Origin of the sequence: Bradyrhizobium sp. 192 (assembly GCF_023100965.1) — a bacterium.
GTDB lineage: Bacteria > Pseudomonadota > Alphaproteobacteria > Rhizobiales > Xanthobacteraceae > Bradyrhizobium > Bradyrhizobium symbiodeficiens.
Genome location: NZ_CP064690.1, coordinates 2171335 through 2186571 on the forward strand (window position 1 = coordinate 2171335; position 15237 = coordinate 2186571).

The 15237-nt window shown below is 59.7% G+C and carries 9 protein-coding genes and 4 pseudogenes; 3 read left to right on the plus strand and 10 right to left on the minus strand.

Annotation, left to right across the window (positions count from 1 at the left end; translation table 11 throughout):
• The first annotated feature begins 11 nt into the window (after positions 1–11).
• Positions 12–1037: a 3-hydroxyacyl-CoA dehydrogenase NAD-binding domain-containing protein gene (locus tag IVB24_RS09950; RefSeq protein ID WP_247772787.1), complete on the plus strand. Its 1026-nt coding sequence runs from the start codon at positions 12–14 to the stop codon at positions 1035–1037.
• Positions 1038–1718: 681 nt separating this feature from the next.
• On the opposite strand, the pseudogene IVB24_RS09955 reads toward IVB24_RS09950, so the two are convergent.
• From IVB24_RS09955 to IVB24_RS09975, 5 genes and pseudogenes are all read right to left on the minus strand, one after another.
• Positions 1719–2932 (minus strand): annotated as a pseudogene (locus IVB24_RS09955) (IS5 family transposase).
• Between the two features lie 600 nt (positions 2933–3532).
• A pseudogene (locus IVB24_RS09960) lies at positions 3533–4355 on the minus strand (IS91 family transposase); the annotation flags it as partial.
• A 104-nt stretch (positions 4356–4459) separates the two neighbouring features.
• Positions 4460–4618 carry an integrase gene (locus tag IVB24_RS09965; protein ID WP_247772788.1) on the minus strand — a complete coding sequence of 53 codons (159 nt, stop codon included), beginning with the start codon at positions 4616–4618 and terminating at the stop codon, positions 4460–4462.
• A gap of 131 nt (positions 4619–4749) precedes the next feature.
• Positions 4750–5055: a transposase zinc-binding domain-containing protein gene (locus IVB24_RS09970; protein ID WP_247772789.1), complete on the minus strand. Its 306-nt coding sequence runs from the start codon at positions 5053–5055 to the stop codon at positions 4750–4752.
• 20 nt (positions 5056–5075) lie between these two features.
• Positions 5076–5934 (minus strand): annotated as a pseudogene (locus IVB24_RS09975) (site-specific integrase).
• A 259-nt stretch (positions 5935–6193) separates the two neighbouring features.
• On the opposite strand from IVB24_RS09975, the pseudogene IVB24_RS09980 reads away from it, so the two are divergent.
• Positions 6194–6428 (plus strand): annotated as a pseudogene (locus IVB24_RS09980) (ISNCY family transposase); the annotation flags it as partial.
• Positions 6429–7120: 692 nt separating this feature from the next.
• Positions 7121–8776, plus strand: coding sequence for a class I adenylate-forming enzyme family protein (locus IVB24_RS09985; RefSeq protein WP_247772790.1), 1656 nt, complete (start codon positions 7121–7123; stop codon positions 8774–8776).
• Between the two features lie 1099 nt (positions 8777–9875).
• Here IVB24_RS09985 and IVB24_RS09990 read toward each other — a convergent pair.
• From IVB24_RS09990 to IVB24_RS10010, 5 genes are all read right to left on the minus strand, one after another.
• The gene (locus IVB24_RS09990) at positions 9876–10985 is read right to left on the minus strand and encodes a M14 family metallopeptidase (RefSeq protein ID WP_247772791.1); all 1110 of its coding nucleotides are present in this window, start codon (positions 10983–10985) and stop codon (positions 9876–9878) included.
• Between the two features lie 93 nt (positions 10986–11078).
• On the minus strand, positions 11079–12236 hold the full coding sequence (locus IVB24_RS09995; RefSeq protein WP_247772792.1) for a Xaa-Pro peptidase family protein: 1158 nt from the start codon (positions 12234–12236) through the stop codon (positions 11079–11081).
• Between the two features lie 123 nt (positions 12237–12359).
• Positions 12360–13016 (minus strand): hypothetical protein, encoded by a 657-nt coding sequence (locus tag IVB24_RS10000; protein WP_346771365.1) that lies wholly within the window; start codon positions 13014–13016, stop codon positions 12360–12362.
• Positions 13017–13356: 340 nt separating this feature from the next.
• Entirely contained in the window at positions 13357–13704 is a 348-nt protein-coding gene (locus IVB24_RS10005) for a hypothetical protein (RefSeq protein WP_247772794.1), read from the minus strand.
• 241 nt (positions 13705–13945) lie between these two features.
• Positions 13946–14706 (minus strand): IS5 family transposase gene (locus IVB24_RS10010; protein ID WP_247772795.1). Its coding sequence is split into 2 segments (ribosomal slippage): positions 13946–14373 and positions 14373–14706, totalling 762 coding nucleotides; the frame shifts between segments, so codons are not numbered across the junction.
• Positions 14707–15237: the final 531 nt, after the last annotated feature.

The window sequence follows — 15237 nt, forward strand, 5'->3', positions numbered from 1 at the left end:
GGTCAAAGGTTATGGTCGAGAAATCGAAGCTCACGGGTAAGTGGCCGCGCGCGGTGGGGGTGATCGGAGGCGGTGTTATAGGCGGCGGTTGGGCAGCTCGCTTCATTCTCAACGGCGTCGACGTGCAGCTTTATGGCCCGTCGTCGCGTGCGGTCGAGCGAGTTAAGGGGATGCTGGAGGACGCGCGGCGGGCGTTTCGGCAGCTTACGATGGTCCCGCTGCCCCCAGAAGGGGCGCTGACGGTCGTCGAATCGGTGGCGGACGCGGTGCGTGGTGTGGACCTGGTGCAGGAGTCTGTGCCGGAATGCCTGGAGCTCAAGCAGCAGCTGTTGGCGTCCGCCAGCAGCGCGGCAGCGCCTGGAACCCTGATCTGTTCCTCGACGTCGGGGTTTCGGCCGTCGTTGCTGCAGGCGGAGATGGACAATCCCGAGTGCGTCCTGGTCGCGCACCCGCTCCAGCCTGTTTACCTGTTGCCGCTGGTGGAACTGTGCGCCGGTGAGCGCACCGCACCCGAAGCATTGGAGCGGGCAGCGGTGATCTACCGGGCGATCGGGATGCACCCGCTCGTTGTGCGCAAAGAAGTGGATGGGTTTATCGCGAACCGGCTGCAAGAGGCGATCTCGCGCGAGGCGCTTTGGTTGGCCCACGAGGATGTGGCGACGTTGGAGGAGATCGATGATGCGGTGCGGTACTCCTGGGGGCTCCGCCGAGCGGCCATTGGCTCCTATCGTACGACCGATGGCGGAGCTGGCATGCGCCAGAGCGTCGAGCAATGGGCATTCAAGTGGCCTTGGTCGAGGCTTATCGAGAAGCCCGAATTGGACGCAGTTTTCCTGGACAAAGTGGCCGCGCAGGCAGACGCTCTCGCTAAGGCCGACCCGCTGCCGGTGTCCGTCGGACACAAGCGAGACGACTTGCTTGTGGCCTTGCTGCAAGGGCTACGCTCACAAAGCTACGGACCGGGCGAGACGCTCGCGCGCTGGGAGGAGGGGCTCCGCGCCCGCTCATCTGCCGAGGGTGGCAGAAAGAATGTGTAAGTAGCCGCATTGCGTCACCAGAAACAGTTCTGAATGTTGAGTTGTTGCCTCGCATAAAGTGCTCCTTGATGGCAAGGGAGCGCGGGGGCAACGATGAAGCGATTGATTATGGCGGCGCAACGAATTGACGTCTGCTTTGGCGAGGCGCCATAGGATATCGAGCCGCGTCGAAAAAGGCCGTATTCTCGATGAGTTCGTCGCGATTACTGGCCTCTGCATCGGATGCATGCGACACGGCTGCTGCGCTGCGACTCCGACCGTCAGACGGCGGTGCGTGGCAATCGTGCGCGGATCGACCAAGACCCGAGAGAAATGTTCTGATACTGCTTTGGGACGCCGCAGACCGGGCGTGCGGCAAGCGTCTGAAGCCCCTGCTGCCGAGCTTGATTGAACTGGTGGAGCGCCGCGACCCTATCGACCTGACGCGCGAGGCTTGGGGCGCATTGTTCTTTATGAGTGCAGCGACGATCGACCGCGGGCTTCGAAGCCTTCGTGAACAAAGCGGCGGGTTAGCAAGTGCTCTGCGACGCAGCATCCCTGTTCGTACCGGATTGAGGAAATTCTACGCCCAGCTTCGTCGAGGCCGATCTTGTTGCTCACAGCGGTCCTTCGACGCGGGGTAGCTTCGTCCAGGCGCTCGTTCTCAAGGAGATCGCTAGTCGTCCGTGAAGAACTCTGGTTTCAGGCTGGAACAGCCTGAACCGCGGCATTGAGAGCGGAGAGGATTTGGCGCAGCAGAAGGCTGAGCCAACGGATGAGGCGGCGGAAGTTGTAGCCGGCGGCGTCGAGGACGGCGTTGGTGGCGTCTCCCTGCCGGAACCCGAGATAGTTGCGGCCCATGCGGTGCTCGGCCTTGAGATGGCCGATGACGGGTTCGACGGCGGCCCTGCGGCGCAGTTCGCGCTGATGTTGGGCGTCACCCCCTCGCTTCTGGCCGGAGATGAAGACCCTGAACTTGTGATCGGGCGGCGCATTGTGGCCGCGGTATCCCTTGTCGGCCAGGATGCGTTCGATGGTGCTGCCGACCAGCGCCTCCATGTCCGGGGATCACGGTGGCCAGGGTGTGACCGTCATAGGGGTTGCCGGGCAGCGCCTTCACATGGGTGACGAACTGGCCGCCCTTGGCGCGGCTGATCGTGGTTGCAACGGAGACTTTGACGCCGAATTCGTAAGGCCGATGGGCCTTGCCGTTGCCGATGCATTCGACCTCCGGCGCGTGCAGGGAATAGACCTTCGGCCCGCGTTGACGCTGTTGCTGCTCGCGGACGCGCCGTGCCAGCGGCAGCAGCTTTGCGAACGCGGCTTCGAGCCCGCTGTCACCGTCGATCTTGCGGCCGATGTCACGGATCACGCGGCCGAGATAGGTGCGCAACTTCCTCAGTAACCGATTGGCGCGCTTGAACTGCTTGGCGTGGGCATAGCGCTGATGCTGGACCAGGGCGAGCTTGCCCACGCGCGCATAGGACTGGCGCAAATCCACCGCCTGGCGCTGCGCCAACCCTACCAGCTTCTCGCGCGCCCGGTTCAAAAGCTTCGCATCCGCCCATGCGGTGGCGCCAGCGCGTCAGCGACGAGCGATCGAACACCAGCCGGTGCTGGAAGAACTCCTCGCCGCAGAAGTGTTGGTAATAGGGGTTCTCGACCCAACGCTCGCACAGCACCTCGTTGGATAGGTCGTAGGTGTGCTTGAGGATCGCCAGCCCCGCCATCAAGCGCGTCGGCAGCGGCGGCCGCCCGGGATCATCGGTGTAGACCTCGCCGAACCGCTCCTCCAGGAAGCTCCAATCCACCGTCCGCCCCAGCGCCACCAGCGGATGCTTCATGTCGATGATCTGATCGAGCCGGGACTGGAAAAGATCCTGCTCCCCCGTCTCGTTCCGCTCCCGTGGTCGCATCACGTCCCCTCGCCAAAGCAGTCAAAGGCGAGTGAATCACAAATCAAGTTTGCAAGGAATCTGGAGGGTTCTGTGAGGTCGCGCAGACGCGAACGTACGGCAGACGCTGTGACGCGACCTCATTGAAGCCGGATTGAACGAAGGCGCGGAAGGGTGGGCACGGTGGTGAGGCTATGGGGATTGTTCCCGATCGCAAGTAGCTATCGGCAGACTGTGTATCTAAAGCGGAGACGTGCTGGTTGCGCATCGGCGGCAATTTGAGACCGGGAGCGTTTTGCAAGCGGTCGCGATCGAGGGGCCGCTGCATTGAATGGTTGTTGTCGCGCGGTGTGGCCGCACGACTTCGACAGCGTCGGCGATGATCGAGACGCTGGGAATGATGATCGTCGTGCAGGGCACGAACTGGCTCACGATGTGTCGCATCGGAACGGTGGGGTTCGAGGGTTGGAACGACTGAAGCTGTGTCGAAAGCGCGCGATGATGCGCATGACGCCACCACAATCAGGACAGGCGGGAACCTTGGCCGACGTCAGAGCGTCCGAATCCACAGGCGACGGCTCGCCATCGTTTGGCGCTGTCCGCTCATGATCGAGAAGTTTTGCGACAAAGGGCGAGTTTGGCAGCGCGATGGCCGTTGGCCATGAAGCCGAAGTGGCGGATGCGATGGAAGCCATCGGGCAGCGTGTGAAGAAGGAAGCAGGCGGATGAACTCGTCGGGCTTGAGCTTCATGATCTTTGTCGCGCTGTTCTGGCGGTAGTCCTTCCATGAGAAGGCGACTTGATCTTCGTCCAGGGCGACGAGCCGGCTGTTGGCGATGGCGACGCGATGGGTGTAGCGGCCGAGATAGGCCAACACCTGTGCGGGCCCGCCGAAGGGCCGCTTGGCGTAAACAACCCAGTTGATGCGTCGCATGGCGTCGAGGTGGGCCGCAAAGGCAGCCGGCTCGGCCAGAGCTCCGAGATCGCCGAAGAAACGCAAGGCACCGGAGTTGAAGGCTGCCGACAGACGTTTGAGAAAAACTGTGCGAAATAGTCTGGACAACGGTTTGACGGCCAGGAAGAAGTTCGGTCGGCAAGCGATCCAGCGCGCGCCATCGGGCGAGAGGCCGCCACCCGGAACGACGCAATGGACGTGGGGATGATGCATCAGCGCCTGTCCCCAGGTGTGGAGGACGGCGACGCCGCCGATCGCACCGCCGAGCCGGCGTGGATTGGCGGCGAGCGTCGTCATCGCCTCGGCGGCAGCCTTGAACAGGATGGCATAGACGACGGCCTTGTTCTGGAAAGCGATCGCGGAGATCGGTGCGGGAAGTGTAAAGACAACGTGGAAATAGGGAACCGGAAGCAGGTCGGCTTGACGCGCGGCGAGCCACGCGGCTCGGGCTGTCCCCTGACACTTCGGACAGTGCCGATTACGGCAGGTAATGGGCGTCACCCATTACCTGCCTTATGGGCAAAGCCGGTAATGGGGAGCTGGCGGCATTTGATCGCGCTCCTGCACCAATCACCGCCAAACCCCACTCTCCATTACGAGGTACGCCTGAGGAGTTCGATCAGCTGGTCGGTGGGCCGGAAGACGCCGCGCCGCAGGTGGGGCGGCACGATCGCCTCCATCGCATCGAGCTTCTCGGTCGGATCGCCGCGCGTGCCGCCGCTCGCAAATAGCGTACCGCTGTCTCGGGCCATAGCCTTGCTGCTCCAGTGCCGCTGCAAACCCGTCAAGGTAAGGCCCGCTCGACCCGCTGCGCAAATGCCCCAGCATCTTCGCCGCCGAAAAGTACGTCTCCCACATGTTCGTCCCCGTATGTGACCGGCCATCAGTGTTGGAGAGCTCGAGCGCGGCAATACACAGGAAAATACGGTGATCGCGATTGCCAGCTCCCCATTACCGGCTTTGCCCATAAGGCAGAATTATAGGCGGCGCGTGTCGTGCCGCAGTCGTCGCAAGCCTCCATGTGGCCGCCGAGCGCCTCGGTCCGGCACGCAACGATCCCGCTCATCGCGCGCCGCTCGACCCGCCCCAGATGACCGGCATGTACCCGACGATAGGTGTCGCCATGCCGGCGCAGAATATCGGCAATCTCGATGGCGGGCCTGATGGAGCGGCTGTCGGGGCGGATCATCACCCGCATCCCGCCGCGGATCATCGAGGTGGCGTCACCTCCAGCGACAGGCGATCGAGCGGGCTCTGCGTCGCCCGGATCGTATCGGTGGCGACCTGCGTGTAGCGCGCTGTCGACGACAAATTGTTGTGCCCGGGCAAGACCTGGATGATCCGGATATCGGTTCCGTTCTCGAGAAGATGCGTCGCGAAGCTGTGGCGCAGCGTGTGGAGCGTGACGCGCTTGGTCAGGCCCGCAGCCTTCACCGCCGACCAACAGGCGGCGTGCAACACGGTCTGATCGATCGGATGATCTTCGTCACGACCAGGGAACAGATAAAGCCGCGGCCGGGCGAGCCGCCAGTAGGTGCGCAGGATGCCCAGCAGCTGGGGCGACAGCATCACATTGCGATCCTTCGCCCTTGCCGTGGCGCACCTGGATGACGCCGCGGGCGCTGTCGATGTCTTCGATCCGCAGTCCCGCGACTTCGGAGGCCCTGAGTGCGGCCGCATAGGCCGTGGTGAGCGCGGCGCGGCTCTTCAGGCTGGACACGGCCTCAAGAAACTGAACCACTTCGTCGGCGCTGAGCACGACTGGCAGCTTGCGCGGTTCTCGCGCATAGGGAATGCGCTCCGGGATGAGCGCCTCGCCGAGCGTGACGCCGTAGAAAAACCGTAGCGCACAGACGATCTGGTTCAGCGCCGGCCATGAGATGCCGGTCGAGACCAGATGCACCTGGAAGGCGCGGACGTCTTCCAGTTCCAAACGTTCAGGCGATCGGCCAAAATAGCGGCTGAACTTCGAAACCGCGCTGATGTAGGATCGTTGCGTCGCCGGCGATAGATTGCGGACGGTCATGTCTTCGATCATGCAGCGGCGAACAGGGCTCAAATGGGCCATCTCGATACTCCTGTCTGAGGGGGTGGGCTCCAACACCCACATCCTCTCAGCCAGAAGGCGATCTACGCCACCTTGCCCCTTACGCCGCGGCAGCGGCTTCGTTCAATCCCGATCCAAAAGCCCGGTTTCCAGCAAAACCAGTTACGGCAAAATGCGGTTTCTGGATTCCAAATCAACAGCTTGGGATTTCTTCACGGACGACTCGCTTCCGGTGAACTGAATGCACGCGACTGGTGGGCGAACAGAGGTTGTTGAGCAGAGCACGGCTCTGACCGAACTTTAGCTACCGTTTGCGCCCCTGGGGCTAGACACCGACAACGACTCTGTGTTCTTGAATGATAACTGAAAGGATCGTGAACAAGCTGACATCGTCTTCGCGCTGTCGAGCCTATCGGAAGAACGATTAAGGTCTTTCGGGCAGAAGAACGGCGCTGTAGTCCGCCGAATGGTCGGCTACCGTCGATTCAAGGGCTCTTAGCGGCCGGCTGCTGGCTTAGCTTTACCGTTTCGGCCTGTTGTTCGTGAAGTTTTTCCAGCCATCGTCCGCGCGACCGGGGCGGCGGCCACGAACCCTACTAATCGCCAAGGGCCAGACCCGTTTCGACGGCTTCGACGACAAAGTTCTGAGTCTTTGCGCGCGGCATGACGGTGCGCCAGATTCGGGGCTTTATCTGAAATTTATGAGGAACTTCGGGATCGGCAAACCCGGCCGCTGCCGTCCTTGATGAGACGTAGGTGGCGGCTCACTAGAGTAGGTAGTGCCTCGACCCTTGTTAGGGATGTACAACTCCTCATGTAGCGTATGATGCGGCTCATCAGCATAGGATAGACTGTAACCATGGTAAACGCAGTGTACCCGTTCTGCGTCGCACGCTTCCTTCAAGTGCATCACAAGCGCCTTTACCAAAAAATAACTGACTGGCCTTTTGCCAGGATTTCGCCTGCGCCGCATTGTTCGACGCTCTCCAAGTTCGAACACGATGCGAGAGGTCGCTGCGCGTTGCCCCGTTCGAAGCCCCGCGATGGCGGGAGGCCTGTTCTAAGGCTATCACATGCATGCGGGACTGGCAGGCCAAGGGAAGTCCGCGATCCTTGGCGGTCGCTGTGCGCCGTCAGTGAGCTGTCAGCAGGCGGGTTGCGAGCGCTGGCCAGTCTGTATTTCGTTACCTGAGTCCCATCGTTTCCCATGACTACCCAGGCAAAACTCGCTCAAGCTCAGCTTAAATACCGCGTCGCAAAAGCGTTGCGCAAAGTCGACGCGCTAGAGGCCGCATATGAGACGATTCCGGTCGGACAGTTGGTTTCCATGCGCGCGAAAACTCATGGTTCAACGACCGCCATTGACGTCTTCGAGCGGGGCGAGCGCGCGACCTACTCTGAGATGGATGGATTGTCCAACAGATATGCGCATGCGCTACATTCATTCGGTGTACGCAAACGCGATCACGTTGGGGTGATGCTGCCCAATCGTATTGCGTTCCCGATATTGTGGTTCGCGATAGCCAAACTCGGTGCGGTGATGGTTCCGATCAACATGCACTATACGCCGAGAGAAATCGAATACGTTCTCAGCGATACACAAGCCAGATTCGCCATCGTCGACGAGTCTGCAATGTCAAGGTTCTCGGCGATGGAGCCGTGGCCGGAAGACTTCGCTGGTGAGCGAATGATTGTGGTTGGACAGCCTTTGGATGGCGTAGCCACTACGCTCGATGAATTGCTCAAGAACACGGCAGAGCACCCAATGGAGGAAAATATCCGATCCGAAGACTTGCTGAACATTCAATTCACCTCGGGGACCACGGGCTTTCCGAAGGGCTGCATGTTGACGCACGAATACTGGAGCGTGCGATCATACCAGGGGGCGTATGGGGATGGTCAGCCATACCGAACGTATCTGGCAGCGCAACCTTTCTTCTATGCGGATTCGCAAGACTATCTTCTGAAGTCATATCGCCAGGGCGGCACGCTGTTCATGGCTCCCTCAATGAGCTCTACGCGCTTTATCGGTTGGGTTAAGCAGCATCACATCGAATGGTGCTCGATGCCCGAGCTGATAGCGCGCCACGCCGAGGCCGTGGATGAAGACGGGACGACAAGCCTGAAGCATTGCCTGACTTGGGGCTGCAGTCCCGATACAGTACGCAGGCTTCGGAGGCGCTTTCGAATTCGCACCCAGGATGCTTATGGGATGACGGAAATCGGGTTCGGCGCACAAATGCCGAACTACCTTGACGAGATGGCCGACTCGGGGTCCGTCGGGATTAAGGCCCCTTTTCGGAACCTGCTACTGATAAACGATGATGGTACACCCACCCCGGTCGGCGAAATCGGCGAGCTTTGGGTCAGTGGTCGTGGGATCCTCAAGGGTTATTGGAATAGGCCAGAAGCGAATGCCGCCTTGTTCGAAGGCGAATGGTTCAAGACGGGAGATCTGCTGCGGCGCGACGAGCTAGGCTTTCATTGGCTGGTAGGACGTACGAAAGATATGATCCGACGCTCAGGTGAGAACATTGCTGCACGCGAGGTGGAGGCCGTTCTTCGTGAGATTCCTGAGATTGCGGATGTGGCCGCTGTGCCCGTTCGCGACGTTAAGCGCGGCGAAGAGGTCAAGATCTGCGTGGAGCTGAAAAAGGGTCTGACGCGAAGCGATCTGCCCGTCGAGCGCATTCTCGAGCATGCCCGTACCAGTCTCGCCGCTTTCAAACTGCCGCGGTACATCGCCTTTACTCCTGTCCTTCCAAGAGCCACATCTAGCAATAAAGTGCTCAAGCGTGAGCTAATGGCCGTCAGCGATCCGCTTGCTGGCACCTACGACACTAAAGAGAAACGTTGGCGCTGAAGGGGCTTTCAATCCGGGTTCTCGCACGTTCGTTGTTACCGGTTCGGTGTTGAAGCGACGCAAGCTCACAATGAGTTCCGCGGCATCAAACGACGCAATATTAGCAATCCGGAGTACGCTGAGATCAGTGTCCGCCGCCGATCTTCCGGTGGTCAGCCCCGGCTACGGACTCTTCCGCATTTGGTACCGCGGAGCGGCGTTGATCGACGAACGTAGCGGTTGCCTGAAGGGGCTCGACTGCCGCACCACCGAGCGGCGCGCGGGCCGGGTCTCTCGCCGGGAATGCCAGTGACCCACGGAGGACGATCTCAGAGACGGCACTGTAGATTTCTGCCACGACCTCGTGGATCAGGGTGCGCACAATGCGGTTCGTGGGCGCACATCTGTCGTCAACGGATCCCAGAATGGTGAGGGAGCCGAGAACGCCGAGCGAAGCTGGATCGGCAATAGGCGCGGACGTCCGCTGCATCAAGCATGGCGATCTTGCCCTCGACCTCCGCCGCGTGCACGAGTAACCTGTTCCAGCTCGCTTTTGGCGCGATCAGCCGATTCGCGAGTCAGTGGCATCGTGCTGTCAGAAGGTGCGGCCGGCATAGAACCGCGCATCTAGGTCACGACTGAGACACTCACGCAAGTGATCCCGTCGTTCCCCGGCTTCCTTAACGGCATGGTGCCGCGGCGCTAGGGCCCAGATTAGTGACAAGGAGTGCCCGGTTGTAGTAGCAGGGCGGGGGCCGAAGGCAATAGACGCTAGCTCATGATCTGATGTGCGGGCGGCCGACGGGTCCAATGCGGCAGCGGACAACAGCTCGCCGTGAAGGGCGTATCCGAGAGTCCGCCGCTCGGGGCTTCCATCAGGTCACTTCCTCGATCCTGAAACAGCGAGATCGGCAAATACCGGGCTTGGCGACGAAGAGGTTGGAGTCTCAAACGATTATGGGAATGCAGCTGGGGCAGAATCTTGCCAGTCCATCATCGACCCTGGCTAACCTTGGATCACCAGCCTTACCTCGCACTCTGTACCAACTCATTGCCTGCAGTGCTTAGCTCTCCCTTTGCTGAGGCGCGCTGAGCGCCATTGGTTTGAGAAATGGAGCTCTCATACTCGCAAACCTTCGAGCATCTGTCGCTGAACCTGACGACTGCGATATAGCACCATTTCCTTCCAATCGGCTCTCTCCGGATAGAAGCACTGTCGCACGCGTTGGCGTATTTTATACCCAAGATACGTTTCGATATCGGCTTGACGATATTTGTAGAGCCAATGGTCGGCGCGTAGTGCAGATCTGACTGCCTCCGTGGGGTAGGTTCCGAACTCGAGGCAAACGTAGACGTGCCGATCACCGAGGAGGCGCTGCCAGTAGTCATCCTGCGTGCCTTTGAGCGCAACAGCCGACGAGGTGCCAAGATCCGGCGATGTGACTGAAGGTCCGAAGATATCACGTGCATGCTGACACCCTGAGATACCTGATGCGTGCTCGCATTGCAGCTCACCATAACCGTAAGGCCCGAGGCCCGTGTGATAGTCGATGATCAAGATACGCAGACGAGACTTCAAAAAGTAATCCGATACGATCCGTTCGAGCGTTTGCCGTGCTACGGTAGGGGCAAAACCGCCAAAACAAATGCCGGTGGGATGTCGGTATTGCCCGCTGGTCCGAGCCTTTCGCAAAGCAATCTCGCCGTGTGTTCTGCGGAAGTCCTCTATTGTTGCCTCGGCAGTTGCAAGAACTGAACCGTCGAGCTCACATGGCACAAGACAATCAGCAAGCAGGTCGTAAGCGGCATTATGAGGTAGCGGGCCCGTGAAATCGACGAAATTGCGATTGAGGTCACAGCCTTCTTGCGTGACGCGCCGGTCCCAAGCAAACCCATAAGGATTGAGAGCATGGATCAGCAACATCGCTTCATCAGATTTGAGCCTGTCGTAACCACGTTCAGCCAGCCAGTCGAGCTGCGCCGCGGACCCGCAATATCCTTCGACGCCATGTGTAGCCGATACCAAAATTCCGACCTTTGGGGCGCGTCGATCGCCAAACCACGCAACATCCGTTGAGAGTTCTCTTCGACGAGGCCCACGGGCTGGCGACGGATAGATTGCGGTTTCACCGACTGCGGCCTTCCTAACGTAGTCACGGAACTTTTGACGTGCTTCGAAGTAATTCGATGCGAAGTGCTTATTCGCTGCGTCGACAATGGCATCGTTCATTCGGAGTCCAGTCAACGCTGAAGAAGTGAAGGAGTCCATGGAGCTTCTTCATGGTAACTGCGCCGACTTGGGCGGACTTTCACGACGGTTATCTCAGCGGTTTACGAGCAGGTCGCGCGTCATGCTGCTCAGCGATTTCGCGCCGTTGTCAGCCACGCGCACTGTCTCGCTAAAGACATACCCGTCGTCCTTCTCCCAGATGCCAATGATCAAGTGGAAAGTCATATTGGCTTGAAGTAAAGTCTCATCGTCATCCTGTAGGCTCGCGCCGCCGTCAGGCCAATCATTCCCGAGGGAGTAGCCGATTCGAGAGTCTTTACGTACGCCCCGAGAGCTAAAATTGCGCCGGAACGCTCGGTCGACATCTCCGCATGTTACTCCAGGCCGCATCGTTTCGAAGGCAGCCAAAAAGCCGTCAAGCGCGGCCTGGTGCAGGTGCCGTGACCGAGCGGACGGCTCACCTAAGAAGACGGTCCGGGACAATGCGCAGCAATAGCGGTGGCGAAAGGCTCCTAGTTCAAAATTGGTCTGGCAATTCGTCGCATAGCTCGCGTCGGTCCACTTGAGATGCGGAGCAGTCGCCGGGCGTCCGGTCGGCATGGTCGGATAGATGCGAGAAGCATGACCCGGGAATTCCGGTGTGCCCGTACACAAGGCATGCATAATGGCTGCAGCTACGTCGCATTCTCGCGCGCCGGGAGCGACGGCTAATCGGGCGACTCTCATGGCCCTATCGACGATCTTTCCAGCCTGCTTCATGTAGGCGATCTCAGCAGAAGATTTCAGCAGCTTCAGCTTCGAAATGACGCCATCGGCATCGATGCTCTTTGAAAGGTCCAGTGTTGTGGCCAGGGCGGCCTGGGCCTTCACCCCGAAATTTTTTGCCGTCAATTCGACCCCGATGTGCCTTGATTTGGTGCGTTCGCGGATCATATCTCCAATCGGCTGCCACGGTGTCCGCTGGTTCGAACCGATGTAGCACTCGGGATAACTGAGTAGGCGTGACCGCGGCAGGTAGGATGTGACCGTTGCGCATGCAACGTCCATCTCGCGCAAGATCAGCCACGGATCTTCCTCGTCTTGTCTCACAAGCGCGGCTTGCGGGACATAATCTGAGTATCCATCGTAGCCAGTGAGATAATTCATGTTCGACTCGTTAAAGACGAGCATTGCGTCCACGCCGTGCTTCGCCATTCGCTGGCGCAGCCGAGCCGTACGTTCGCGATATTCCTGTTGATCAAATGCGGGCATCACGGGTTCTCTTGAGCTCATTGCATGACGGCAATGCTCGGCATGGAAGCGACACAGCAACGAAAAGTTGCTCTAGCCGACCTTTCGTTGCGAAGAATCCGCCTAAGTCTATTGCCGCCGTTATCATACGATAGACGCCATCGTCAGTCTGCAAAGGTCTGTGATGTCGTAGACGGGCAACTTCGTGATACGACGGATCGCCGGCGACACCAGAGGGAACGCCGCACATTCGAACAGGATGATCGCGATCTCTGGATGCGCGATGCAAAGTCGCTCGATGCAGGCAGCGACATCCTTCTCGATCGCCTCAACGTCGATCGGTGGTGGCGGACGCTTCAGCTCGTCATGCCAGAACTTGCCGCCTTCGATGCCGCCAATCACGATCCTCGCCCGCCCGGCTGGATCAGCAACCCCGAGCAGGTCTTCGGCTACATGTGTCGAGTCGTAGGTCAAGAGTGCGATCTTGGCTGATCCCGGCAGCTGCCGAAGCAACGCGGGCAACAGGAGCAGGCTTGACATCACCACGGGTACATTCGTCGACTTGGCCACCGCCGGCTGATGCCGGATAGAGAAGCCGCAGGTGGAGCTTATCGCGACGGCACCTCGCTCGACGAGCCGCCGGGCGGCAGCGATGAATGATGGCTCAAGAGCTGGATCGCCGCGCACGACATTCTCTACCCACGCTCCCGCGACTGTTTCGAAGATAGTCGGGAACTCGAAGGTGGCCGAATTTAGCATCGATCCGGGCGCGGACTTCGGCGGCGCGGCGCCGGACGGCACCCCACGTTCGAGGTGCAGGACTCCGAGAGAGCGTGATAGTTGCGGGGCCATTGACGAAGCATTCCGGACTAGAACCGAATTCCCTAGCTTGGGGTGGAGCAGTCTTTGACGCAGGGTAGATCGTGGGTGTGGCAACCAGTATCAAGCATAGTGGTAGCGGCAGGTGAGCCTCTCTGGTGCGCAGGTGGCAGCGAGTTGGTCAATCCCGATCGTAGCCGGCCCTGCTTCATTCCTTCAGCTAGCGCGCCGTGCAAAAAGCACATTCTCCGGTCGCAATTGCAAGCCAAGCGTCTGATTACCCACGACAGGGGCGTCATGCGGTTCAACAGGATCGCTTAGCTCATGTTGCATCGCACTCGGACGAGATGGTATGGCGGAAATCATGGCTGGCACCCTCTTTGTCTTTCCGACCACGCTTTTGCAACCCGCATGCCACGCCAAAATCGCTGAAGCAGGCGATCTTCGGTAAATGCAATTCGTCGCAAGCGCGACAGCGTCGTGAAACCAACGCGTCGGCCATGGTGCCCTTGGCGCCTCGGATCAGCCCGACTCCCCGCGCAAATGAATGGTCAGGACAGATAGAATGGGTGACCGGCATCATCTCCGGCTTATCAAGGAGAGCACCTTGCGGTATTTGGTGGGTTGCGAGGCGCAGCCCGGCGAGCCTGGATCCGCGCAGCAGCCACACCGGACCTGGTTAGACACTTCACACGCTACAGAGTGTGGCTTCTGCGCAGGAATTTCAGGTTTCTGCGGGTTGGAATGACGGCATGTCAAACGGAGAGTCACAGGCCGCATGAATGAATTCGGCCAAGGTCCCGTCGGACTCGTTTGTTTGGAAGCCTCGCAGAATTCCTGGTTTGTGTCCACTTCCTCGAGCCAGAGAAGCATGGTCCGCCTGAGGTGAGGCGACTAGGTCGTGTGGACAGTTACCTTAACCAGAGCAGGGTTGCGGCGATAGTTACGATGGCGAAGTAATTTCGTGCGGTCTTTTCGTAACGGGTCGCGACACGCCTGAACCGCTTGAGTTTCGAGAAGCAGCATTCGATCAGGTGACGCTCGGCATAGAGTGGTTTGTTGAGCGGATATTTGATTGCCCGCGAGGGGTTGTTCGGAATGACGGCTTGAGCGCCCTTTGCGGCGATGGAAGATCGCAGCGCATCGGAATCGTAGGCTGCATCGCCCATTACGACCTCGGCTGGAAGCCCCTCGATGAGCGGCTGGGCCTGAGGCGCATCACCGGCTTGCCCCACTGTTAGGAAGAAACGGACCGGGCAACCCAAGCCGCGGACAGCCATATGGATTTTTGTCGTCAGGCCGCCGCGCGAACGTCCGATGGCCTGATTTTGAGCCCCCCTTTTGCGCCGCTGGCGTGCTGGTGGGCGCGGACGATGGTGGAGTCAACGATCAAGTACTCAAAGTCCGGATCATCTGCGAGCGCTTCGAACATGCGCAGCCAAACCCCCTTTGCGCTCCACCGGCTGAAGCGCCGAAACGCGCTATTCCACTCGCCGAACGCTTCGGGCAGATCACGCCACGGCGAACCGGTCCGCACGATCCATAAAACGCCCTCGACGAACATGCGGTTGTCGCGGCCCGTCGAGCCACGCTGGTCCGGCCGACCGATGATCAAGCCGGAGATACGATTCCATTGCGCATCGCTCAGAACGAGCCGTTCCATGACACCCAAGGCTTCCTCCTAAAAGAAAGCCTTGAATCACATTCAATCCGATTTGAGAATCCCAAGAGTCCACACGACCTAGCCGCTGCAGCGAGCAAGCGATCCAATGTCGCTCGGCATTCCTGGAACGCGAGCGGCTGGTATGGTCGGGTCAGGCATATCGTCGCCCAGGCATTCCTTAACCTGTACCAGGCAGCAATCCTGCTGAATCCAGCTTGCGGCTACTCCAATGCAGACAAAAGGTTACTCCCGTTCAAAGGTGTATCGCTCCCGTGCGACTGCGCGATTCAGACATAATGGCTGCATAAAAGCCCGCGTCCTAGGCGACCTCTATCGCCGCCTCGATCGCATCAGCCCGGGCCTGCGCGATCTGAGGCAGGCGGTGGGAACGTGAGAGAGAGTACCCCGGCCGAGACACACGGGACGGCGGTTGAGGCGCAATGCTCAATATCTCAATGGCCTTTTTTAGCTTGGTAGCCATTCTACCTCAGCTGTAGCATCGAAGCAGAGTACTGCCCGGGATCTCCCGCGGTAAGCCCG

What these genes read in the sequence shown, in the direction of transcription:
- IVB24_RS09970 (WP_247772789.1), bottom strand. Translation starts at nt 5,055, where the DNA reads ATGATCCGCCCCGACAGCCGCTCCATCAGGCCCGCCATCGAGATTGCC.
- IVB24_RS09985 (WP_247772790.1), top strand. Translation starts at nt 7,121, where the DNA reads ATGACTACCCAGGCAAAACTCGCTCAAGCTCAGCTTAAATACCGCGTC.
- IVB24_RS09990 (WP_247772791.1), bottom strand. Translation starts at nt 10,985, where the DNA reads ATGAACGATGCCATTGTCGACGCAGCGAATAAGCACTTCGCATCGAAT.
- IVB24_RS09995 (WP_247772792.1), bottom strand. Translation starts at nt 12,236, where the DNA reads ATGCCCGCATTTGATCAACAGGAATATCGCGAACGTACGGCTCGGCTG.
- IVB24_RS09965 (WP_247772788.1), bottom strand. Translation starts at nt 4,618, where the DNA reads ATGGCCCGAGACAGCGGTACGCTATTTGCGAGCGGCGGCACGCGCGGC.
- IVB24_RS09950 (WP_247772787.1), top strand. Translation starts at nt 12, where the DNA reads ATGGTCGAGAAATCGAAGCTCACGGGTAAGTGGCCGCGCGCGGTGGGG.